This window comes from Devosia sp. LjRoot3, assembly GCF_964252865.1.
Lineage (GTDB): Bacteria > Pseudomonadota > Alphaproteobacteria > Rhizobiales > Devosiaceae > Devosia.
In genome coordinates this window covers 16,820-37,958 of sequence record NZ_CAXUPK020000006.1, presented here as the reverse complement: position 1 = coordinate 37,958, position 21,139 = coordinate 16,820, and the positions used below count along the sequence as shown (strand labels likewise).

17 protein-coding genes are annotated in these 21,139 nt (G+C 62.9%); 12 read left to right on the top strand and 5 right to left on the bottom strand.

Going from position 1 to position 21,139, the window contains the following annotated elements; all coding sequences use genetic code 11:
* The first annotated feature begins 77 nt into the window (after positions 1-77).
* The 12 genes from ACSQ2A_RS19820 to ACSQ2A_RS19765 all read left to right on the top strand — a co-directional run bounded on the left by ACSQ2A_RS19820 (position 78) and on the right by ACSQ2A_RS19765 (position 15,708).
* Entirely contained in the window at positions 78-1,136 is a 1,059-nt protein-coding gene (locus tag ACSQ2A_RS19820) for a LacI family transcriptional regulator (protein WP_295414190.1), read from the top strand.
* Between the two features lie 618 nt (positions 1,137-1,754).
* On the top strand, positions 1,755-2,066 hold the full coding sequence (locus tag ACSQ2A_RS19815) for an STAS domain-containing protein (RefSeq protein ID WP_436073628.1): 312 nt from the start codon (positions 1,755-1,757) through the stop codon (positions 2,064-2,066).
* 19 nt (positions 2,067-2,085) lie between these two features.
* A complete protein-coding gene (locus ACSQ2A_RS19810) occupies positions 2,086-2,454 on the top strand; it encodes a response regulator (RefSeq protein WP_035079565.1) in 369 nt (122 codons plus the stop codon).
* Positions 2,451-4,547: a chemotaxis protein CheA gene (locus tag ACSQ2A_RS19805; protein WP_436073627.1), complete on the top strand. Its 2,097-nt coding sequence runs from the start codon at positions 2,451-2,453 to the stop codon at positions 4,545-4,547. Before ACSQ2A_RS19810 ends, ACSQ2A_RS19805 begins: the two co-directional genes overlap by 4 nt.
* Complete coding sequence (locus ACSQ2A_RS19800) at positions 4,544-5,041, top strand: chemotaxis protein CheW (protein WP_436073626.1); 498 nt, start codon at positions 4,544-4,546, stop codon at positions 5,039-5,041. Before ACSQ2A_RS19805 ends, ACSQ2A_RS19800 begins: the two co-directional genes overlap by 4 nt.
* On the top strand, positions 5,038-7,128 hold the full coding sequence (locus tag ACSQ2A_RS19795) for a HAMP domain-containing methyl-accepting chemotaxis protein (protein ID WP_436073625.1): 2,091 nt from the start codon (positions 5,038-5,040) through the stop codon (positions 7,126-7,128). The genes ACSQ2A_RS19800 and ACSQ2A_RS19795 overlap by 4 nt, the downstream gene beginning before the upstream one ends.
* 100 nt (positions 7,129-7,228) lie before the next feature.
* The gene (locus tag ACSQ2A_RS19790; RefSeq protein WP_436073624.1) at positions 7,229-9,544 is read left to right on the top strand and encodes a HAMP domain-containing methyl-accepting chemotaxis protein; all 2,316 of its coding nucleotides are present in this window, start codon (positions 7,229-7,231) and stop codon (positions 9,542-9,544) included.
* A gap of 121 nt (positions 9,545-9,665) precedes the next feature.
* Positions 9,666-11,456, top strand: coding sequence for a methyl-accepting chemotaxis protein (locus ACSQ2A_RS19785; RefSeq protein ID WP_436073623.1), 1,791 nt, complete (start codon positions 9,666-9,668; stop codon positions 11,454-11,456).
* 12 nt (positions 11,457-11,468) lie between these two features.
* The gene (locus tag ACSQ2A_RS19780; protein ID WP_436073622.1) at positions 11,469-11,930 is read left to right on the top strand and encodes a chemotaxis protein CheW; all 462 of its coding nucleotides are present in this window, start codon (positions 11,469-11,471) and stop codon (positions 11,928-11,930) included.
* Between the two features lie 55 nt (positions 11,931-11,985).
* Positions 11,986-12,864, top strand: coding sequence for a CheR family methyltransferase (locus ACSQ2A_RS19775; RefSeq protein WP_436073621.1), 879 nt, complete (start codon positions 11,986-11,988; stop codon positions 12,862-12,864).
* A 13-nt stretch (positions 12,865-12,877) separates the two neighbouring features.
* Positions 12,878-13,996: a protein-glutamate methylesterase/protein-glutamine glutaminase gene (locus ACSQ2A_RS19770; protein WP_436073620.1), complete on the top strand. Its 1,119-nt coding sequence runs from the start codon at positions 12,878-12,880 to the stop codon at positions 13,994-13,996.
* Positions 13,993-15,708 (top strand): hypothetical protein, encoded by a 1,716-nt coding sequence (locus tag ACSQ2A_RS19765; RefSeq protein ID WP_436073619.1) that lies wholly within the window; start codon positions 13,993-13,995, stop codon positions 15,706-15,708. Before ACSQ2A_RS19770 ends, ACSQ2A_RS19765 begins: the two co-directional genes overlap by 4 nt.
* 173 nt (positions 15,709-15,881) lie before the next feature.
* Here ACSQ2A_RS19765 and ACSQ2A_RS19760 read toward each other — a convergent pair whose 3' ends face one another.
* From ACSQ2A_RS19760 to ACSQ2A_RS19740, 5 genes are all read right to left on the bottom strand, one after another.
* The gene (locus ACSQ2A_RS19760; RefSeq protein WP_436073618.1) at positions 15,882-16,625 is read right to left on the bottom strand and encodes a hypothetical protein; all 744 of its coding nucleotides are present in this window, start codon (positions 16,623-16,625) and stop codon (positions 15,882-15,884) included.
* Positions 16,626-16,641: 16 nt separating this feature from the next.
* Entirely contained in the window at positions 16,642-17,397 is a 756-nt protein-coding gene (locus ACSQ2A_RS19755) for a DeoR/GlpR family DNA-binding transcription regulator (protein ID WP_436073617.1), read from the bottom strand.
* Positions 17,398-17,583: 186 nt separating this feature from the next.
* A complete protein-coding gene (locus tag ACSQ2A_RS19750) occupies positions 17,584-19,017 on the bottom strand; it encodes a M81 family metallopeptidase (RefSeq protein WP_436073616.1) in 1,434 nt (477 codons plus the stop codon).
* Complete coding sequence (locus ACSQ2A_RS19745; RefSeq protein WP_436073615.1) at positions 19,017-20,204, bottom strand: MFS transporter; 1,188 nt, start codon at positions 20,202-20,204, stop codon at positions 19,017-19,019. Before ACSQ2A_RS19745 ends, ACSQ2A_RS19750 begins: the two co-directional genes overlap by 1 nt.
* 117 nt (positions 20,205-20,321) lie before the next feature.
* The gene (locus ACSQ2A_RS19740) at positions 20,322-20,810 is read right to left on the bottom strand and encodes a hypothetical protein (protein ID WP_436073614.1); all 489 of its coding nucleotides are present in this window, start codon (positions 20,808-20,810) and stop codon (positions 20,322-20,324) included.
* Between the last annotated feature and the right edge of the window lie 329 nt (positions 20,811-21,139).

Sequence of the window (21,139 nt, the reverse complement as noted above, 5' to 3'; positions counted from 1 at the left end):
TGATCTCTTGCCTTCAATCTGATGTTGTTTTCCCTTCACAACGTCGTCCGCCCAAGGACGGATGAGGGGATATTTCCGTGTCGCAAGACGATTTGCCGTCCGCCGGGCGCAGCAAGCGCGGCGTGAAGCCTTCCGGCAAGCCGACGCTCAAGACCATTGCCCAGATGACGGGCCTTGCCGTGACCACCATTTCCCGGGCGCTCAACAATGCGCCGGAACTGGCTCAGGAAACGCGCGACCGCGTGCAGCGCATCGCTGCCGAAATAGGCTATCTGCCCGACCGCGCGGCTCTGCGCCTGAAAACCGGACGCACCAATGTCATCGCGCTGGTGCTTGAACCGGATGAGCAGATCTATGGGTTTGGCACTTCGCTCGTGACCGGGATCACCGAATCGCTGCGCGACACGTCCTATCACCTCGTCATCACCCCGCTGTTCCGCAATGTGCAGCCGATCGAGCCGATCCGGCACATCGTGCGCAACCGCATGGCCGACGGGGTGATCTTCTCGAAAGCCGAAACATTCGACGAGCGTATCCGCTTCCTCGTCGACAATGATTTCCCCTTTGTCAGCCACGGCCGCAGCCAGTGGCCCGAGGCCCATCCCTATGTCGATTTCGACAATGAGGATTTTGCCTATCATGCAACGCTGCGCCTCGCGGCGCATGGCTGCAAGAAGGTGTCCATCGTGCTGCCCGACAGCGCGCTGACCTATACGGAACATCTCAAGTCCGGCATCGAGCGGGGGGCGCGCGAGACCGGTATCGCCTATGAATTTGCCGCCGACGTGAACCTCAACAGTGCCACCGATGCCATCCGCAACTATGTGATCAAGCGCTCCAAGCGCCCGGATGGTCCGGACGGCTATATCGGCGCCTCCGAGATTTCGGCCCTGGCCATTCTGGGCGGCCTGGCCGATAGCGGCCATGTGGTGGGCAAGACCGCTCATGTGGTGACCAAGCAGGCGTCCTCCATGTTCATGCAGTTCCAGCCGGCCGCCGAAACCGTGGGCGAGGACTTTGTCGAAGCGGGGCGTCAGCTCGGCCAGATATTGCTGCGCCGTATTTCCGGCGAGACCGAGGGGCTTTCCTATCTGGCAAAGCCCAGCCTCCACTGGACCGAACGGGCCGCGTCCTGATCCCGCCGGATTTTCGTGGCTGGGCAATGCGGCGGCGTGGTCCGCCGCGCAAATATCTGATGACATGAGAAAATAGTCGCATTTCGCATTTTCGCGAACTGGCGCTCAGCACGTGCGCGATTTGACCTTGCCGCAATCAGGGCAAAATAAAGGCAGGGCGCGCCCGGCCCTGGCGCCCTGCCGCACTGCATAAAATTGCATCAATTTTGGCGTTTCCGGCCCGCTGGCAAGTAGCGGGACCAATGAATCAATCAATATTGCCCGGCGCAGGACTCTGAATCGTTCAAGAGTCTATTTGCCACGATTCCCCGCCGCTCCGGTTGGACTCAGAATCGTGGTGCGGGATACTCTTGAGAAGAGTCTGTATTTATTCGCGAGTTATACTAACGGACAGCAAGCTAGACTAGTAAAAAACTTCTGCCTGTAACCAATGATTAAGCCATTTAAGGAATGATCATAACCAGGCCGGATGGGAATACGGCTGCAAACATCGTCCATTGACTATCCAGACGGGTTCGCACGCCGCCTGAATACTTTGAACCGTTCATCGGTTGTTAACTAACCCACGCCTGAGAGCATTATGACATCGCTGATATTTTTTCCGACCAGGTCGCTGCAATGACCGGGAGCAGCACTTTCACGCTCGTTTTGACCGGTGACGTTTCGGTCAAGTCCGCTCAGGACATGCTTGGCCGCCTCAAGGAGGCGGTTGCCGAACATGCCGCGGTTGCGCTCGACACCAGGGACATTGCCCAGGCCGACGTGACTACCGTCCAGACACTTCTGGCGGCGCGCACCAAGGCCGAGGCCCTGGGCAAATCACTGACATTGAAGGGGCCGCCGGGCCCGAAATTGCAAGCTGTGCTTGAAGGCGCGGGGTTCCTCAACCCGGCCCAGCCGACGGCCCGCTTCTGGACAGAACACATTTAACGCCACGGGACGCGACGGCATGACCAAGACAATTCTCACCATCGATGACTCCGCCTCCATCCGCCAGATGGTGGCCATGACCCTGACCGCCGCCGGCCTCGACGTGATCGAAGCCGTCAACGGGCAGGACGGCTATGACAAGGCCACCACCAATACGGTCCATGCCATCATCACCGACCTCAACATGCCGGTTCTCAACGGCATCGAATTCATTCGCAAATATCGCCAGCATCCCGCCAGCAAGGGCATCCCGATCATCCTGCTCACGACCGAGTCCGACGAGGAACTCAAGCGTCAGGCCAAGGAAGCGGGCGCGACCGGCTGGATCGTAAAGCCCTTCAAGCAGGACCAGTTGCTGGCCGTTATCAAGAAGGTCACCGGGGCATGAACATCTCCGATCCCACCGAGACATTCCGCCAGGAGGCGCGCGAGCTGCTCGATCAGCTCGAGGCCGGCCTGCTCGATCTCGAGCAGGACCCCTCCAATGACGACCTGATCAATTCCACCTTCCGGGCCCTGCATACGATCAAGGGTTCGGGGGCCATGTTCGGTTTTACGGCGGTCGCCGAATTCGTGCACGAATTCGAGACCGCCTTTGACCGTGTGCGCAAGGGCCAGAGCAAGGCCAATACCGCTCTTATCGGCGTGGCGCTCGATGCCAAGGACCATATTCACCTTCTTATCGAGAACCCGGATGCGCCTGTGGATGGCGGCACCGAGATTCTTGTTCAGCTGCGCGCTATCGTCGATGGCGCTGCGGTTGGTGGGCATGAGGAAGCGGCTTCCGAGCCGGTGGCAGCACCGGCTCCTGCCCCGGCAGCCGTTGTTGCGGAACCGGCAAAGCCCGCGGACAGCGGTGCAAAGCGCTGGCGCCTGACCTTCTATCTGCCCAGCGATGCGCTGATCTACGGCACCAATCCCGAACTGCTGCTCAAGGAGCTGGCCGGGATTGGCCCGACAGTGGTTCTGGCGCTGACCGACCGGATTCCCGATCTCGACATCATCGATCCCGAAGTCAGCTATCTCGGCTGGCAGGTCGATATCGAGGTGGCGGACGATCCGACCGCCGCGATCGACGATGTCTTCCTGTTCCTGCGCGACAATATGGAACTGACGCTGGCCCCGCTTGGTGGCGAGGCGGCGGCGCCCGTGATCGAGGTGCCGGCACCGGTGGTTGAAGTCGCCGTTGCAGCGCCGTCCGACGACGCCATGCCCGAAGCGCCCTTCGTGCCCGAACCCGCGGTCGCCAAGGCGCCAGCGAAGAAGGCAAAGGCTGCCGAAAAGGCTGAAGCCGACAAGCCGGCGGCAACCTCGCTGCGCGTGCCGGCCGAACGGCTCGATGAGCTAATGGACCGCGTTGGCGAACTGGTCATCGCCCAGGCGCGCCTCAGCCAGATCGCCAATAGTTCCTCCGATACGGCGCTGAAAACCATTGCCGAGGAATTGGAGCGCCTGTCTTCGGGCCTGCGCGACACCACCATGGGCATTCGCATGGTGCCGATCGGAACGATTTTCTCGCGCTTCCGGCGCCTCGTGCATGACCTTTCGGGGGAACTGGGCAAGCAGATCGAGTTCATCACCACCGGTGAAGAAACCGAACTGGACAAGACCGTTATCGAGCGCCTGGCTGATCCGCTGGTGCACCTCATTCGCAACTCGGTCGACCATGGGCTTGAAAGCGCGGAAAAGCGCATTGCCGCCGGAAAATCGCCCAAGGGTACGGTGCGGCTTTCGGCAGTCTATTCGGGCGCGGAAGTGGCGATCTCCGTCATCGACGATGGCGCCGGCCTCAACCATGAGCGCATCCGCGCCAAGGCGGAGGAAAACGGGCTCATCACTGCCGATGCCAAGCTGACCGAGCAGGAACTGAACCATCTCATTTTCGCCCCGGGCTTTTCGACGGCGAAAGAGGTGACGGCACTTTCGGGCCGTGGCGTTGGCATGGATGTGGTCAAGCGCACCATTGATGGACTGCGCGGTACCATCGATGTGACGACGACGCCGGGCAAGGGTTCGGTCTTTACGCTCAGGCTGCCGCTGACGCTTGCCATTATCGACGGCATGCTGATCCGGGTCGGGGATGGACGCTACACCATCCCGCTCGCGGCGGTGGAGGAATGCGTCGAGCTGCCGGTTGGCCTTGAAGCCTCGGCCAAGGGGCGCAACTTCCTCGATATCCGCGGCTCGCTCGTGCCCTATCTGCGCCTGCGCGAAGTCTTCGGTTTGAAGGGGCAGGGCGACGAGCACGAAAAGGTGGTCATCGTCTCCTCGGGCGAAGGCCGTGTCGGGCTCGTGGTCGACCAGATCATCGGCAACAACCAGACGGTCATCAAGCAGCTCTCAAAACTGCACTCGGGCATCAAGTCGTTCTCCGGCGCCACCATTCTCGGTGACGGCACGGTGGCGCTGATCCTCGACACCGCGCACCTCGTGGCCTCCGGCCAGTCCTATGTCGAACGCAATTTGGGGAGGGCCGCATGAGCGAGAACCAGGAGTTTATGACCGCCCTGACCATCAGGCTCGAAGACGAGCTCTTTGCGGTCGAGGCGAGCCGAGTGCGCGAGATTCTCGATCTCGTGCCGATCACCGAAGTGCCGAGCGCCAGGGCATTCGTGGGCGGGCTGATCAATGTGCGCGGCCGCGTCGTGCCGCTGGCGGATCTGCGGGTCATGTTCGGCATGGAACGGCCCGAACCCGATGAGGATACCCGCATCGTCGTCATGGAAGTCGATATCGACGGCGAACCCACCATTGCCGGCATCCTGGCCGACAAGGTGCATGACGTCACCGATATCGAGGCTGCTTCCATCGAAGAGGCACCCAAGGTCGGCATGCGCTGGCGCCCCGAATTCGTCAAGGGCATCGGCAAGCGCAATGGCGGCTTCATCATCATTCCCGACATGGAACGCATTTTCGAAACACCGGGCGGCAGAAGCGCGTCCGTGGCAGCTTCAGAAGAAAGACCTGCATCGTGAGACTGACCATCAAGGCCAAACTGGCCGCCACATTCGGCGCAGTCGTGCTGCTCTCCGGCGTCAGCATGTTTGTCGCCATCACCAATTTTGGCACGCTCAAGACCACGCTCGATGACATCATCGATCTGGACTTCACCGGCGCATCGGCAGCCAACGAGCTGCAGGAGCGGGTGACGCGGATCGGCCGGGAGCAGCGCTCGCTCGTGCTGGCCGATGACGTCCCGGAAATGGAAACCATCGTTGGTACCATTGATGCCGAAATGGCAGCCTTCGAAGCCGGCGTTCAGACGCTGCTCGATCTGGCCGAGACCGAGGCGGAAGACGCTGAAGTCAATGCCATGATGCCGGCCTGGGAAGCCTATAAGGCCGCCGACGCCGACCTCCGCCAGCTGGCTTTGCAGAACTCGGGTACCGTCGCCCGCGAACTGGCCCAGACCGAGGTTGCCGCTGCCTACACCCAGGTTGACGCGGCCATGGATGCGCTTGAATCGACCTTGGCGATTCCGGTTTCCGGCGGCGGCGTGGTGGAGTTCGCCCGCTATCAGGCGGTCGGCGACCTCGATACCGCCATTGCCGAATATGAGGCGAACCTGTTGCAGGTGCTCGTCTCTTCGGACGACATAGACGAGCAGGCCCGGTTCGGTGCCGAACTGACCCAGCTGCGCGCCGATCTTCAGGCCAGCACTGACGCCCTGGGCCGGCAACTGGTCGGGAGCGATCGCAACCAGTTCGACACTCTGACCGCGGCCATTTCGACCTGGCTCGACGCCGCCGATCGGGTTTCGGAAGTGGCGCTTGAAAATGGCGATGCCAAGGCGCGCGCAGTTCTGTCCGGCGGTCTGCGGACGGCGCGGGACGAGCTGATTGGTGCGCTCGACGTGGTCATCAAGACCAACAACGACTCGGTAGTGGCGGCCAATGTCGAAGCCGACAATCTCTATAGCCAGTCGCTGACCCTCCTGATCGGCCTCCTGATCGCTTCCGTGCTGATCGCCGCCGTCGCGGCCACCTGGATCGTCATGTCGATCTCGAAGGCCCTGTCGAGCGCAGTTCGTCTCGCCAATGAAGTGGCCGACGGCGACCTCAATGCCAGTGTCAGCATCAAGGGCGACGACGAAGTCGGCGACCTGATCAAGGCGCTCAACGCCATGACCGCCAAGCTGCGCGAAGTGGTGTCCGAAGTGACCGCCGCGACCCGCAATGTCGCTTCGGGCAGCCAGGAAATGTCGGCCACGGCCGAACAGCTGAGCCAGGGCGCGACCGAACAGGCTTCGTCCACCGAAGAGGCCTCCGCCTCGATGGAAGAAATGGCCTCCACCATCAAGCAGTCGGCCGACAACGCTTCCCAGACCGAGAAGATTGCCCGTCAGTCTGCTGCCGACGCCATCGCCTCGGGCGAAGCGGTGAACAATGCCGTGGCGGCCATGCAGACGATCGCCGAAAAGATCATGGTGGTGCAGGAAATCGCCCGCCAGACCGACCTGCTGGCTCTTAACGCCGCGGTGGAAGCCGCCCGTGCCGGCGAACATGGCCGCGGTTTTGCGGTGGTCGCCTCTGAGGTGAGAAAACTGGCTGAACGCTCGCAGGCCGCTGCTGCCGAAATCTCGACCCTGTCGGGCACCACGGTGAAAGCGGCGCAGTCTGCCGGTGAGATGTTGGGCAAACTCGTGCCCGACATCCAGCGCACGGCGGAACTGGTGGAAGAAATCTCCGCCGGCAGCCGCGAACAGAATGCCGGCGCGGCCCAGATCAACACCGCCATCCAGCAGCTCGACAAGGTGACCCAGCAGAACACTTCGGCGGCCGAGGAAATGTCCTCCACCGCCGAGGAACTGGCGAGCCAGGCCGAGCAGCTCCAGGCCGCGATCAGCTACTTCCGGCTCGACGCCACGGCGGCCGCCGCGCTCCATGCCGCTCCGCCGGCCAGGAAGGCCAAGCGCGACCTGCGCTCGGCTGTCATGGCGACGGCACCGCATATGAGCAAGGCTCCGGTCCGCGCCAAGGCCAATTCCGGCGGCTTCGATCTCGATCTCGAAGGCGGCTCGGACGACCTCGACGACGAATTCTCACGCCGCGGCGCGGCCTGAGACCGATTGCAAACCCGGGTGCCGCGATGGACGACGCGGCATCCATTTCGACGACCGCGCTGTGACGCGCCACGACCGGCCTAGAAGGGGCACTATCTAAATGAGAATGACTATCAAGGCCAAGCTCGCGGCCACTTTTGCGACGGTCGTCGCACTTTCGGCGGGCAGCATGTTGATCGCGATCCAGAACCTGGGTCAGCTCAACGACTCGCTCGAGAACATCGTCAATGTCCGGGCAGCGAACTCCCTGACGATGGCGGACCTCAAGGCCGACATGGAAGCGATGGGGTCGCGTGCGCGCGCCCTGATCCTCACCGACGATCCGGCCACCATGACCACCATCACCGAGCGACTGCTCGAGAGCTATAACGCGGCCTCGGCCGCTACGGAAAAGCTCGAGGCCAACCTGATCGATCCGCAAAACATTGCGACTCTGGAACAGTTTACCGTCAAGTTTGAAGCCTATGTTGAAGGCGTGAAGCAGGCCTCGGAACCGGCACAGGTCAACAGCGACCTGCAGGCGCTGGCGATCAGCCGCAGCGAGGGCAGCGCCGCCTTGGGCAAGGTCGAAGAGAGCATGGGCGCGCTCAAGAAGTCGCTGGCGAGCCGCGTTGCTGCTGGCGATGCCGGCGCCTTCCCAGCCTATCAGCAGGCCACGGACATGTTCCTCACCATGACGGACATCTTCCGGCAGCAACGCAACGTGCTCCTCGCCTCGATGGATCGCGAGCTGCAGGACAAGTGGCACACGGACTACCTCGACGGTGTCGCCGCCATCGCCTCGCAGATGCCGACGCTGGGACGCGCCCTGCCGGCCAGCGAAGCCGGGCTCTTCGGCGCCGTCCAGGCTGCCTACGACGAAATGGTCCTGGCCATGGACAAGGCCGTCGCCATGAGCATTACGCGCGCCGACCTCCTGGCCACCGAGCAGGTTGATGCGGCCAATGCCATTCGCCTCGAAGCCGTCGCCATTCTGGACACCATGATCCAGACCAACCGCGACGCATTGCGTGACGGTGTGCTGCAGGCCAACGCCACCTATCAGAATTCCATGATGCTGCTGCTCGGCCTGCTCATTGGTTCGGCCATCATCGCCGGCGTCGCTGCAACCTGGATCGTTCTGGGCATCAGCCGTGGCCTCAATCGGGTCAAGCAGGTGGTCAATGGCGTTGCCATCGGCGATCTCGACCAGCGCGTCGAAATCAAGAGCAATGACGAGATCAAGGACCTCGTCGACACCGTCAATGTCATGACCGACAACCTGCGCGCTTCGGCCAAGGTGGTCGATCAGGTGGCCTATGGCGACCTCTCTGCCAAGCCCACCGTGCTCTCGGAAAAGGACGTGCTCGGTCAGGCCATGCAGCGCATGGTCGAAGGCCTCAGCGCCTCGGCTGCTGTGGCCGAAAAGATCGCCGCCGGCGACCTCACTGTCGAGCCGCGCCGTCTGTCGGAAAAGGACACGCTGGGCATTGCGCTCGAACGCATGGTCGAAAAGCTGCGCGACGTGATCTCCGACGCCATCACCTCGGCCAACAATGTCTCGGCCGGCGCTCAGGAAATGTCGGCAACCGCCGAACAGCTGAGCCAGGGTGCGACCGAACAGGCTTCGTCCACCGAAGAGGCTTCCGCCTCGATGGAAGAAATGGCCTCCACCATCAAGCAATCGGCAGACAATGCCGCCCAGACCGAAAAGATCGCCCGCCAGTCCGCTGCCGATGCGATCGCCTCGGGTGAAGCAGTGAACAATGCCGTGGCGGCCATGGAGACCATCGCCCAGAAGATCATGGTGGTGCAGGAAATCGCCCGCCAGACCGACCTGCTTGCCCTTAACGCTGCGGTGGAAGCCGCCCGTGCCGGCGAACATGGTCGCGGCTTTGCGGTGGTCGCCTCTGAGGTGAGAAAACTGGCTGAACGTTCCCAGGCAGCTGCGGCCGAAATCTCGACCCTGTCGGGCACCACGGTGAAGGCAGCACAGTCGGCCGGCGAAATGCTCTCAAAGCTCGTGCCCGACATTCAGCGCACGGCGGAACTGGTGGAAGAAATCTCTGCCGGCTCTCGCGAGCAGAATGTTGGCGCGGCCCAGATCAACACCGCCATCCAGCAGCTCGACAAGGTGACCCAGCAGAACACTTCGGCAGCCGAGGAAATGTCCTCGACCTCCGAAGAGCTGGCGAGCCAGGCCGACCAGCTGCAGACCGCGATCAGCTACTTCCGCCTCAACGTCTCGGCAACGGCCGGTCAGGCCGCCCGCAAACCGGCAGCCAAGCGCGACCTGCGCGCCGCTGTCGCTGCCTCGGCGCCGCACATGACGGCTTCCGTCGGGCGGACCAAGGCCAATACGGGTGGTTTTGATCTCGAGCTCGATGGCGCTTCGGATGATCTCGACAGCGAGTTCTCCCGCGCAGGCGCAGCCTGACTTCTGACATGAGCCGGACGCGCCGCATTCCCGGCGCGTCCGCCTGAAGATCGCCCACGCCCGAACACGGCGGCGAACCAAGCGTCATATCGTCAATCGGCTTTCCGCCCGGACAAACCAAATGCGTTTAACGATCAAGCTTAAACTGGCCGCTGCCTTCGGCCTCCTGATTGTCATGATGGCCGGCATCGCCACGTTCGGCATGCTCAATCTCGGCCACTTCAACCAGGAAATCACCAATATCATCACGGGCCCGGTCGAGCGTCTCAAGCTGGCCCAGAACCTGCAGATGGCGACGCTGGAAAGCGTGCGCCAGCAGAAGAGCATGCTGCTGACCACCAGCATGGCCGATGTGGAGGAATATGCCACGGCCATGGTCGCGGCGCGCGATGCCTTCTGGTCGGCCCAGGTGGCCGGCGAAGGCAGTGTGCCGGCCGAAGGCAAGGCGCTGTGGCAGAATGCCAGCGCCGTGGGCAAGCGCTTCGACGCCATCAGCGATCGCCTGCTGGCCCTGGTGCAGGCGGGCAATGTGACGGCCGCAACCCAGCTTTCCAAGGGTGAATCGCGCGATGTTACCGTCGAGATGGACGAGGCCGTCAGGCAGCTCGTGGAGCGGGCCGACGAAATGCTGCGCGAGGCCGATGAAAGCACCAATCAGCAATATGCCTCGACCTCGATGGCGACCATCATCGTCTCGATCGGCGCGGTGCTGTTTGCGCTCGTTGCCGCCTTCTGGATCGCGGTCGGCGTTGCCCGGGGCCTTGCCAGCGTCAAGCGGGCCATCGACGCGGTCGCCATTGGCGATCTCGATCAGACGATCAAGGTGACCAGCAATGACGAAATCCGCGACGTGGTCGAAACCGTCAACAAAATGACGGAGAACCTGCGTGGGACCGCCGCGCTTGCCGACCAGATCGCCAATGGCGACCTGACAGTCGAACCCAAGCGCCTGTCGGACAAGGATACGCTGGGCATTGCGCTCGAGCGCATGGTTGAAAAGCTGCGTGAGGTCATCGCCGACGCCATCTCCTCAGCCGACAATGTTTCGGCCGGTGCCCAGGAAATGTCCTCCACGGCCGAACAGCTGAGCCAGGGCGCAACCGAACAGGCTTCGTCCACCGAAGAGGCCTCCGCCTCGATGGAAGAAATGGCCGCGACCATCCGGCAGTCGGCCGACAATGCGAGCCAGACCGAAAAGATCGCTCGCCAGTCCGCTGCCGACGCCATTGCCTCGGGCCAGGCCGTCGCGGACGCTGTCAACGCCATGGAGACCATCGCCCAGAAGATCATGGTGGTGCAGGAAATCGCCCGCCAGACCGATTTGCTGGCTCTCAATGCGGCGGTGGAAGCTGCCCGCGCCGGTGAACATGGCCGCGGCTTTGCGGTTGTTGCCTCGGAAGTGAGAAAACTCGCTGAGCGCTCCCAGGCGGCTGCTGCCGAAATCTCGACCCTGTCGGGGACGACGGTCAAGGCAGCGCAGTCGGCCGGCGAGATGCTGAACAAGCTCGTGCCCGATATTCAGCGTACCGCGGAACTGGTGGAGGAAATTTCTGCCGGCAGCCGCGAGCAGAATGCCGGTGCTGCCCAGATCAATACCGCCATCCAGCAGCTCGACAAGGTGACCCAGCAGAACACTTCGGCCGCCGAGGAAATGTCTTCGACCGCCGAGGAACTGGCGAGCCAGTCCGAACAGCTGCAGGCGGCGATCAGCTACTTCCGTCTCAACAAGGCCGCCGCCACCCAGGCGAGCGCACCCAAGGCCAAGCGCGATCTCAAGAGCGCCGTCATGGCCTCGGCTCCCCACATGAACAAGGCGGCCGGCCGGCCCAAGGCGAATGCCGGCGGCTTCGATCTGTCGCTCGATAGCGCGTCGGACGAGATCGACGAAGGCTTCACCCGTATTTCGGCATAACAAGAGGGCACCATGGCCGACCACAATCAATATGTGACCCTGGGCGTGGCGGAGGAACTCTTCGCTGCCCCGGTGACCAAGGTCCAGGAGATCCTCGACATGCGCGTCATCTCGCGCCTGCCGCGGGCCCCGGACAATTTCCTCGGCATTATCGACGTGCGCGGGCAGGGCGTGCCTGTGCTCGACCTGCGGCTGACGCTCGGCATGGAGCCGGCGGCCGACACGGAAACGACGCGCATCGTCGTGCTCTGCGTCAACAGCGCTTCGGGGCCGGTGACACTGGGCCTTCGGGCCGACCGCGTCTTCGAGGTGACGGTGCTCGACAGCGAGACGCTCGATCCGCCCCCGACCTTCAATGCACGCTGGCAGGACCACTGCATCGAGGGCATCGGTCGGCGCAACGGCGCCTTCGTGACCGTGCTCGATCTCGACAAGCTCCTGGGCGAGGGGGCTGACGTCCTCTCGGCTGCCTGAACCTTATCGACCCGCGCCGCTTTTGGCGCGGGCTCCTCTCCCCTTGGAGACCAGAGTGGCTCTAGTATCGCGTGCCCAAATTCTTGAAGACGATGGCGAAGACCATCTGAGCCATGCCGATTTTGCCAAGATTTCGGCCCTGATCGGTTCCGAGGCCGGCATCCGCCTGCCGCCGGCCAAGCGCCTGATGGTGGAAGGCCGCCTGCGCCGGCGCCTCCGCGCCCTGCAGATCGCGACCTTCGACGGCTATTGCGACTATGTTTTCCGCAAGGATGGGCTCAAGGCCGAGCTGCCTTATCTCATCAATGTGGTGACGACCAACAAGACGGACTTTTTCCGCGAGCCCGAGCATTTCGAGCTGATGCGGTCCAAGATGGTGCCGGAATTGCTGGCGGCGCGGGACGCCGAGCGCAATCCGGTGCTGAAAATCTGGAGCGCGGCGTCTTCAACCGGCGCCGAGGCCTTTACCTGCGCCATGGTTCTGGCCGACATGATGAAGGCCCAGAAGAATTTCCGTTTTTCGATCCTTGGGACCGACATTTCGACCGACGTGCTCGATATGGGCCGGCGGGCCGTTTATCCGGCCGAGCAGATCGTGCCGGTGCCCCAATCCATGCAGGCGCAATATCTGATGTGGTCGCGCAAGGCCGGCGTCCGGCCCGATGTGCGCATCGTGCCTGAACTGCGGCGTCTGGTGCAGTTCCACCGGCTCAACCTGATGGACGAGAAGTACCCCTTCGACAAGGATGTCGACATCGTCCTCCTGCGCAATGTGCTGATCTATTTCGACAAGGCCGACCAGGCCAAGGTGATCAACCGGCTTGTCGGCCATCTGCGGCCCGGTGGTTATCTACTTCTTGGTCATTCCGAGTCCATGATCGGTACGTCGATCCCCGTCCGGCAGGTTGCACCTGCCGTCTTCCAGCGCGTGTGAGAGCTGATTAGTCATGAACAAGATCCGCGTGCTGATCGTCGATGACAGCGCCTCGGTCCGAACCACGCTGAGCGAAATCATTTCCGCCGACCCTGACCTCGAGGTCATGGCGACGGCAGCCGATCCCTATGTGGCGGTCGAGAAGATCCGGCACGAAGTGCCCGACGTGATCTTTCTCGATGTCGAAATGCCGCGCATGGATGGCCTGACTTTCCTCAAGAAGATCATGTCGCAGCGCCCCATTCCGGTGGTCATCTGCTCGGGCCTGGCCCAGGCGGGCTCAGATACCCTGATGCAGTGCATGGAAGCGGGCGCGGTCGATGTCGTGACCAAGCCGCGTGTCGACACGGCGCAGTTTTTGCAAGAATCGCGCATGCGCATCTGCGACGCCGCCAAGGCGGCAGCGCATGCCAAGATGAAGGGCCTCAAGAAGGCCGCCCCGGAACTCAAGGTCGAAGCCAAGCTGACGGCCGACGCCGTGGTGCCGCCGATTTCGGATATGCGCCGCGACAGCCTGATTGCACGCATGCCGGTGACCGAGCCGATTGTTTCAATCGGCGCTTCGACCGGTGGCACCGAAGCCCTGCGCGAGGTGCTGGAGGAATTGCCGGCCAATAGCCCGGCCATTCTCATCGTCCAGCACATGCCGGAAAAATTCACCGGGGCCTTTGCGCGCCGGCTCGATTCCACCTGTGCCATTACCGTCAAGGAAGCCGAGGATGGCGACCTGGTGATGGCTGGCCGCGCGCTGATTGCGCCGGGCAATGTGCATATGCAGCTCGTGCGCAATGGTTCGCGCTACACCATCAAGATCGTCGAAGGCCCGCATGTGTCGCGCCATCGTCCTTCGGTGGACGTGCTCTTCCGCTCGACGGCCCAGGCCGCAGGCCGCAATGCGCTCGGCATGCTTCTTACAGGCATGGGCGACGATGGCGCGCGGGGCCTCCTCGAAATGCGGCAGATGGGTAGTCCCACGGTCGCTCAGGACGAAGAAAGCAGCGTCGTCTTCGGCATGCCCAAGGAGGCCATCCAGCGCGGTGCGGCCGTGCGCGTGCTGCCACTTTCTCGCATGGCGACCGAAATCGTCGCCTTTGCCCGTAACGCTCCAAAACCAACCGGAGGCATGGCATGACCAATAACAAGCCCCAAGCCAGGGACGTTTCCGCACTTTCTTCGGCTCTCGCCAAGCCGCGGCAGGAAATCGAGGAGGCCTTCGTTTCCGTCGGTTCGCGCCTGTCTGAGGGCGCGGCCATGCTCAACAGGCTGACGCGGCAGTTCGAAGCACTGCCCGCGGCCTTGCAGGGCGAGGAAGTGAGCGAAGCCTCGAGCCAGTTGCGTGCCGTGGCGCGCACGGCGCTGCAGCTCACTGAAGACTTTGCCAAGGAAAAGGCCGATCTGACGCGCCTCGTGGAAGTGGTTTCGGCCGCCAATGGCCCGATCAGCGTCTTGCGGCGCACGGTAAAAATGATCGGTATCGTTTCGATCAATGCGCGGGTGACGGCGGCCGGCATTGTCGGCGACAGCGACGATTTTGAGGTCTTTACCACCGATATCTCGACGCTGTCGGATTCGGCACGCTCGACCATCCACGAATTCAGCCAGGTCTATCGGCAATTGGTGACCGAGGTCGATCAGGCCGCGGGCCAGCGCGACCGCTTTGATGCGGCCCATGCTCATACGCTTACCGAACTGGCGCACAATCTCGACGAGACGCTCGAAGCGCTCGACCGGCAGCGGCAGTCGGCGGTGGAAAGCTCGGCCGAGACAGGCCGCGTGTCGCGCCAGATCGTCGGCCGGATCGGCAGTGCGGTGATGGCCCTGCAGGTGGGCGATTCCACCCGCCAGCGGCTTGAACATGTGGAAGCCGGGCTCAATTGCCTCGCCGATATCGTTGGCGGTGCCGAGTTTGATGCGGCCGCCAGCGCCCAGGCGCTGACCGCGCTGAGCCTGCTCGAACAGGAACAGTTACGGGCAACCGCCGCCGACTTCGCCGGCGAAGTGGGCGAGGCCGAACAGGCATTGCAGGCGCTGGCAAGCGATGCCGGCACCATCATGGCGCGCAGCCGCAATCTTTACGGCGACGGCGACAACGAGGCTTCGGCCCTGACAGTGCTGAGTGCGCAGTTGCGGGTGGCGACGGAAATTTTGCGCGATTGCGAAATGGAGCGCAGCAAGCTCGAAGCGGTGGCCGCGGCGGTGCAGCAGACCGTGTCGATCCTTCTCGGCCATGTCGCGGCGGTGCAGGATATCGAATCCAATATGCGCCTTGTCTCGCTCAACGCGGCGGTGCGCTGCGCCCAGCTGGGGCCGCGCGGTGCCTCGCTCACGGTGATCGCTTCGCAGCTGCGCGAATTGACCACCGAAACCGTTGTCGCGGCGGAAGCTGCCATGGCGCAGCTTGATGAGGCCTCGGCCCTGGCCGGTGCCTTTGGCGCCGCTGCAGGTGGGGACAATGCCGGCCAGATTGGGCGGCTCGAACAGCAGGCCAATCACGCCATGACGCTGCTGACGCAGCTGGATGAAGGCCTGTCTGCCGCCATGGCCAGCCTCAATGCCGATGGCCCGAAGGTCATCGCCCAGTTGCAGGCCGCAGCGCGGGGCATTGATGGGCAGTCGCGCCTGGCCGAGAGCATGGACGATATTGCGCTCCAGATTGCCGGGCTTTCGTCCGAGGCCATGCCTGACCCACTGGCGGCGGAACTCGTGCCGGTGCTCGAACGCCTGCGCAAAACCTATACGATGGAAGCGGAGCGGCAGATTCATAGCCGGTTCTTCGGTGGCGCGGTTGCAGCGCCGGTGGAAGAAGCGGCCGATGACATGGACCTCGAAGCCCTGATGTTCTGAATGAAAAAGGCCCGCGAAAGCGGGCCTTTTTTGTTGGGGGCGCCAACAGAAGGTTTTGGATCAAACGTCAATTCTGTCGTCATTGCCGGGCTTGTCCCGGCAATCCAGCTCGGGGAGGCATGGACCACCGGGACAAGCCCGGTGGTGACGATGGCGAGGAGGGGCTGAGACGCCTAATATGTGCAGCGAGCCGAAACCTTGCCCCAATCCCCGAGCTTGCCTTCGACGAGATCGGCAGTGCCGAGCGGGGCGGCGACGCGGGCGCCGGTGATGATGGTCTGGCCGGCCTTGAGCGGGAAGCCGCGGGCTTCAGCATGCGGGGCGAGCCAGACGAGGGCGGCGACGATGTCGTCCCAGGAAGCGCCGATTGCGACATCCTTGGCGAGGGTGCCGTCATAGACCAGCGACACCGCCAGGGTCGGCAGATCGGCGCGAATGTCGTTGGAGACGGCCGGGCCGACGACGACGGCGCCATTGCTCTGGAGATCGCCCAGCTGCAGATTGCGCGGGGTGGCGTCGCGGTCGGTGAACGGGTTGGCGACCATTTCGAGGACCGGATTGATCGAGGCAATGGCGGCTTCGACTTCGAACTTGTTGGGCTTGCCGAAGAGATCGGCGCCCAGGAGCACGGCGACTTCGACTTCGGCGATAAAGTGGCGATGCGTCTTGGCATCGAGCACTGCGCCATTGGCAAAGAAGCGATTGGCCGGGATGGGCGAGCAGAGCGGTTCGCCCTGGCCACCGGCAACGATCTTCCAGCCGCCGACCGGCCCGATCCCCGCAATGATAAGGTTCTGCATCTCGTAGACTGCGGCCATGTCGGCGGGCACGTCTGCGGCAGCAACCGGCCCCACCAGCGGGCCGCCATCATGGGCGGCGATCAGGGCTTTTGCGAGAGTCTCTTGGCTGGCGGTCATTTGGGGTCCTGTCTGGTTAGGAAGCGGCAGTTTCGATCAGCGTGATTCCTGCATTGGCGCAGAGGGTTCTGATCGAGTCATAGGGGCAGTGATCGGTGATGAACGTATGAGCCTGGGAAAGGTGGCCGATGCGCACCGGGGCGGTGCGGGCAAATTTGCTCGAATCCGACACGAGGATGACGTGGCGGGCATTGGCGATGATGGCTTGGGCCACCTTCACCTCGCGAAAATCGAAATCGAGGAGGGCCCCGTCGGCATCGATGGCCGAGACGCCGATGACGGCGAAATCGACCTTGAACTGGCGGATAAAATCGACCGCTGCCTCGCCGACAATGCCGCCATCGGACGAGCGCACGACGCCGCCGGCGATAACCACTTCCATGGTGGGGGCCACGCGCAGGCGATTGGCGACATTGATATTGTTGGTGATGACCATGAGACCGCGATGCTCGGCAAGGGCCTGGCTCACGGCTTCCGTCGTCGTGCCGATATTGATGAAGAGCGAGGCATTGTCGGGGATCAGCGCGGCGGCGGCCCGGCCGATGGCCTGCTTTTCGTCCGTGGCAATCTGGCGGCGGGCTTCGTATTCGACGTTTTCGACGCCCGAGGGGTGCATGGCCCCGCCATGGGTGCGTTTGAGCGCGCCGCGATCGCAGAGGAGGTTGAGATCCTTGCGGATGGTTTGGGGAGTGACGTCGAAGGCTTCGACAAGCTGTTCCACCGTGACCCCGCCCTTCTTGCGGGCGAGTTCGACGATCTGAGCCTGTCGCATCAAGGGATTCATGAGGGCCTGCCGCTTTCGGTTTTTGAGTAAACGAAAGTGGGGGGCGGGGGAAGGGTGCTCCTTCCTCCGTCGTCACCCTCGGGCTTGACCCGAGGGCTCCGTACTTGAGGTGTGCTTCCGTGAGTGAAGTGTCCTCGGGTCAAGCCCGAGGATGACGTGCGGTGGTGGGCGGAACTACTTGGCCAGCGCCGACCACTTCACTTGCGGCACGAAGGCAAAATCGCGATCGAATGGAAAACTCGGGCGCGGGGTGTGGTTGCGGGTGGTGCGTTCCACGAACTGGTCCACGACGCCCGGCGACAGGGCCATGATGCCGGGATTGGCGATGGGGCCGAGTTCGGGGGAGAGATAGCCCGATTTCACCGCGACGATCTTTGCGGTGCGCGGATCGAGGCCGAGCTTGGTGAAGTCGGCGATATTGTGGAAGGGGCGGCGGCGGACGGTGAGGACGAGATCGATGCCGCCGATGCGGACGACGGCTTCGCGGAAGAGCGGGTTGTCGTGTTCGAGGAGGAAGACCACTTCCGCCGTGGTATCGACCGGGGTCGAGGACGGGTCGAGGCTGGCGCCGATATGGAGCGGGATGGTGGCGCCGACACCGGCTGCATAGGCGGCTTCGGTGGCAGCCTTGTCGGCGATGCCGGCAAAGACCACGCCCTGCGCATTGCGGGCGATGAGGGCGGCGAGCACTTCGGCGCGGTCGCCGACACCGCCGCCGGTTGGGTTGTCGCCGGATTCGGCGAGCACGACTGGGCCCGTCTTGCTGGCAATGGCGCGGTCGACGCATTCGTCGATGGAACCGACTTCCATGCCGAACACGAATTGCTCGCGGACATCCCAGTAGTCCTGGGCGAGCTTGGTGGCGGCTTTTTCCATGGCCGCCTTGTCGGTGCCGGTGATGACGGCGCAGGCGGTGGAGCGGGGTTCGTCGGCCCAGACATAGCCAACCTGGAAGGATGCATCCCAGATGCCCGTCGGTTCTTCGACTTCGTGGAGCTGGGTGTAAAAGCTCTTTGCGGGTTCATCCTGGGTGGAGGTGCGCTCGCCTGGCAGGAGGACCGGGACCGGGGACCAGGCGACTTTGGGCCTGACGCCGGTGCGCAGGGCCCGGACCAGCATGGTCACGGCGCGGCGCATGGTATCGGGCACGTCGATATGGGGCGCTGTGCGATAGGTGGAAAAGATGTCGAGGCCGTCGACGATCTTTTGGCTGACATTGCCGTGGAGGTCGTAGCTCGCCGCGATAATGACATCGGGGCCCACGACCTCGCGGACCGAGGCGATGAAGTCGCCCTCGGCGTCGAACATGCCTTCAACGAACATGGCGCCGTGCATGGCGAGATAGACGCCATCGAGCGGGAGGGCCGCCTTGATGCCGTCGAGGATTTCGGCCTTCCACCTGCTGTAGAGCGCGTTCTCGACGGGGCCGCCGGCAATGGCGCGTGCATGGAGCACTGTGATGAATTCGGCCGGGAAGTGCGTCAGGAAGTCAAAGTATTGGTCCTTGAGCATGCTCGGGCCGCGCAGCACGCGGAAATCGGCCTCGCGGGCGATGACGGGATTATAGGTGCTGCATTCGGTATGCAGGCCAGCAACGGCAATGCGCATCAGAGCACTCCTGGAACTTCGGCTTCTGGATTGTGATTGGTTTTAACCGGGCGCGGGGTGAGGCGTCCGGTGAGGAAAAGGCTGACCAAGAGGAAGGGCACGACGCAGGCAATGCCGAAGCGGATGCCGGAATGTTCGGCGACAAAGCCGATCAGCGGCGGGCCGATGAGAAAGCCGGTCAGCGCTACGAAAGAGAGCACGGCGACGTTGGCTGAGGCGGCGCGATCACCAATGCCGGCGGCGGCAGTAACGGCGAGCGGGAAGCCAACGGATACGCCGACGCCGACGATGCCAAAGCCGACAAGGGCGAGTTCGACCCCTGGGGCAAAATAGAGCAAAACACCGCCGAGGACGGCGAGGGTGCCGCAGATGCGGGCGGTGTTCACGGCGCCAAAGGTGCGCTTGAGCGTATCGCCGCCAAAGCGGCCGGCGGCGACCATGAATGCGAAGAGCGAATAACCGAGACCGACGAGACCGCCTTCGGCCGAAAGCGCGTCGCGGAGGAAGATGGCCGACCAATCGGCCATGGCGCCTTCGGTCATGGTGATGCCGAAGACGAAGAGGCAGATGCCGACCAGGGCCGGGCTCGGCAGCGACCATGCGGATTTTTGCGTTTGGCCCTCGGCCGGTGCGTCATGCAGCACTGGCAGGGCGTAGCCGACGGCGATGGCAACAGGCAGGACCAGGGCGGCAAGGAGCGGCACGGCGATCTGGGGGATAACGCCGATGGCGGCAAAGCCCGAGCCGATGAGGCTGCCCGCCATGATGCCGAGCGACCAGCAGCCATGGGAGGTGTTCATGATCATCTTGCCGCTCGATTTTTCAACGAGGTCGGCCTGCACGTTGAGGCCGAGTTCGACGAAGGAAATGGCGGAACCGGCCAGCATCAGGGCGATGAAGAGCAGGATCGGGTGCGGCGCCAGCACGGGCAGGCTGGCGGCGATGGAATAGAAGATAAAACCCCAGATGATGGCGCTACGGGCGCCGATCTTGGCCACCAGCGGGCCGGCAAAGGGCAGGGTGAGCAGCGTGCCGCAGGGCATGCCGAGAAGCGCCAGCGCCAGGGCGGCGGGGCCGAGGCCGAGGCCAGCCTGGATTTCCGGAATGCGCGGTAGCCAGGACCCGAAGGCGATCGGTTGCAGGAAGAAGACCAGCATGGTCAGACGCTGGGGGGAGAGGAAGGACATGGAACAAATTCCGTGGCTTGTCCCTGCGGTGTCATCCCCGCGAAAGCGGGGACCTCCGTTTGGGATGACCGAACGCAAACAGGGGTTCCCGCTTTCGCGGGAATGACACCGAGCTTCTTAAGCCGATTTACCCATGGGGTAGGGCAGATACCCCACAAACCCCGTCAGCTTCCACTGGCCCGCAACCTTGCGGCAGAAGTAGAGGGTCTGCCAGTTCAGGCGATCGACGCCGCCATTGCTCAGCTTGATCTCGCCGTTGAACTTCTTGTGCGCGATGGCGCGGTCGCCGGTGATCTCGATTTCCGTGAGGCTCGTGGCGCGGTGAATGCCGGCTTCCACATCCTCGGCATAGGATTGCTTCTGGCCTTCATGCGCCTGGCGCAGCCATTCGGCGCTATAGTCGGCAAGGGTGGGATAGCTGATGGTCCAGCCGTCGGGATTGTCGTTCTTGTTGCCGTTGATACCGACAAAGTCTTCGGCGACGAAATCACCTGCGACCATGGACCAGTCGGCGGCCACATAGGCGGCGATATCGCGCGGCACCAGCATGGTCCAGATATCAGAGCGGTCGGCGTCATTGGGGAAGGGGTTGGTGGAAAGGCTCATTTTAGGGGTCTTTCGTGATCTTTCGAACGGCCCGCTCCTCATTTTGGGCCGTGCGATGCACTCTGTATGAAATTTTCAGGCATGTCATCTCTGGTGACACTCCTGAAAGAGGCCACATGGATACCAATTGCGACATGCTGCGCGCTTTCCGGCGGCTTGTCCACATGGATTTTTCTGCCAAACCCCTGCCAAACGCCTAGAAATACAGCAAAGTGCCGCCCAAAAATGCGTCACGAAGAGGTGGCTTAAATTGGTATTGTCAACGCTCGGAATCTGTGTTGACATTGTGTCATAAAGGCGCCTAGTCTTGAAAATCGTTTACAGAAATG

Excerpts from the sequence above, each read along its gene's own strand:
- ACSQ2A_RS19770 (WP_436073620.1), top strand. The coding sequence starts at position 12,878 with ATGAACAAGATCCGCGTGCTGATCGTCGATGACAGCGCCTCGGTCCGA.
- ACSQ2A_RS19805 (WP_436073627.1), top strand. The coding sequence starts at position 2,451 with ATGAACATCTCCGATCCCACCGAGACATTCCGCCAGGAGGCGCGCGAG.
- ACSQ2A_RS19750 (WP_436073616.1), bottom strand. The coding sequence starts at position 19,017 with ATGCGCATTGCCGTTGCTGGCCTGCATACCGAATGCAGCACCTATAAT.
- ACSQ2A_RS19785 (WP_436073623.1), top strand. The coding sequence starts at position 9,666 with ATGCGTTTAACGATCAAGCTTAAACTGGCCGCTGCCTTCGGCCTCCTG.
- ACSQ2A_RS19810 (WP_035079565.1), top strand. The coding sequence starts at position 2,086 with ATGACCAAGACAATTCTCACCATCGATGACTCCGCCTCCATCCGCCAG.
- ACSQ2A_RS19755 (WP_436073617.1), bottom strand. The coding sequence starts at position 17,397 with ATGCGACAGGCTCAGATCGTCGAACTCGCCCGCAAGAAGGGCGGGGTC.
- ACSQ2A_RS19765 (WP_436073619.1), top strand. The coding sequence starts at position 13,993 with ATGACCAATAACAAGCCCCAAGCCAGGGACGTTTCCGCACTTTCTTCG.
- ACSQ2A_RS19745 (WP_436073615.1), bottom strand. The coding sequence starts at position 20,204 with ATGTCCTTCCTCTCCCCCCAGCGTCTGACCATGCTGGTCTTCTTCCTG.
- ACSQ2A_RS19800 (WP_436073626.1), top strand. The coding sequence starts at position 4,544 with ATGAGCGAGAACCAGGAGTTTATGACCGCCCTGACCATCAGGCTCGAA.
- ACSQ2A_RS19780 (WP_436073622.1), top strand. The coding sequence starts at position 11,469 with ATGGCCGACCACAATCAATATGTGACCCTGGGCGTGGCGGAGGAACTC.
- ACSQ2A_RS19760 (WP_436073618.1), bottom strand. The coding sequence starts at position 16,625 with ATGACCGCCAGCCAAGAGACTCTCGCAAAAGCCCTGATCGCCGCCCAT.
- ACSQ2A_RS19740 (WP_436073614.1), bottom strand. The coding sequence starts at position 20,810 with ATGAGCCTTTCCACCAACCCCTTCCCCAATGACGCCGACCGCTCTGAT.
- ACSQ2A_RS19815 (WP_436073628.1), top strand. The coding sequence starts at position 1,755 with ATGACCGGGAGCAGCACTTTCACGCTCGTTTTGACCGGTGACGTTTCG.
- ACSQ2A_RS19790 (WP_436073624.1), top strand. The coding sequence starts at position 7,229 with ATGAGAATGACTATCAAGGCCAAGCTCGCGGCCACTTTTGCGACGGTC.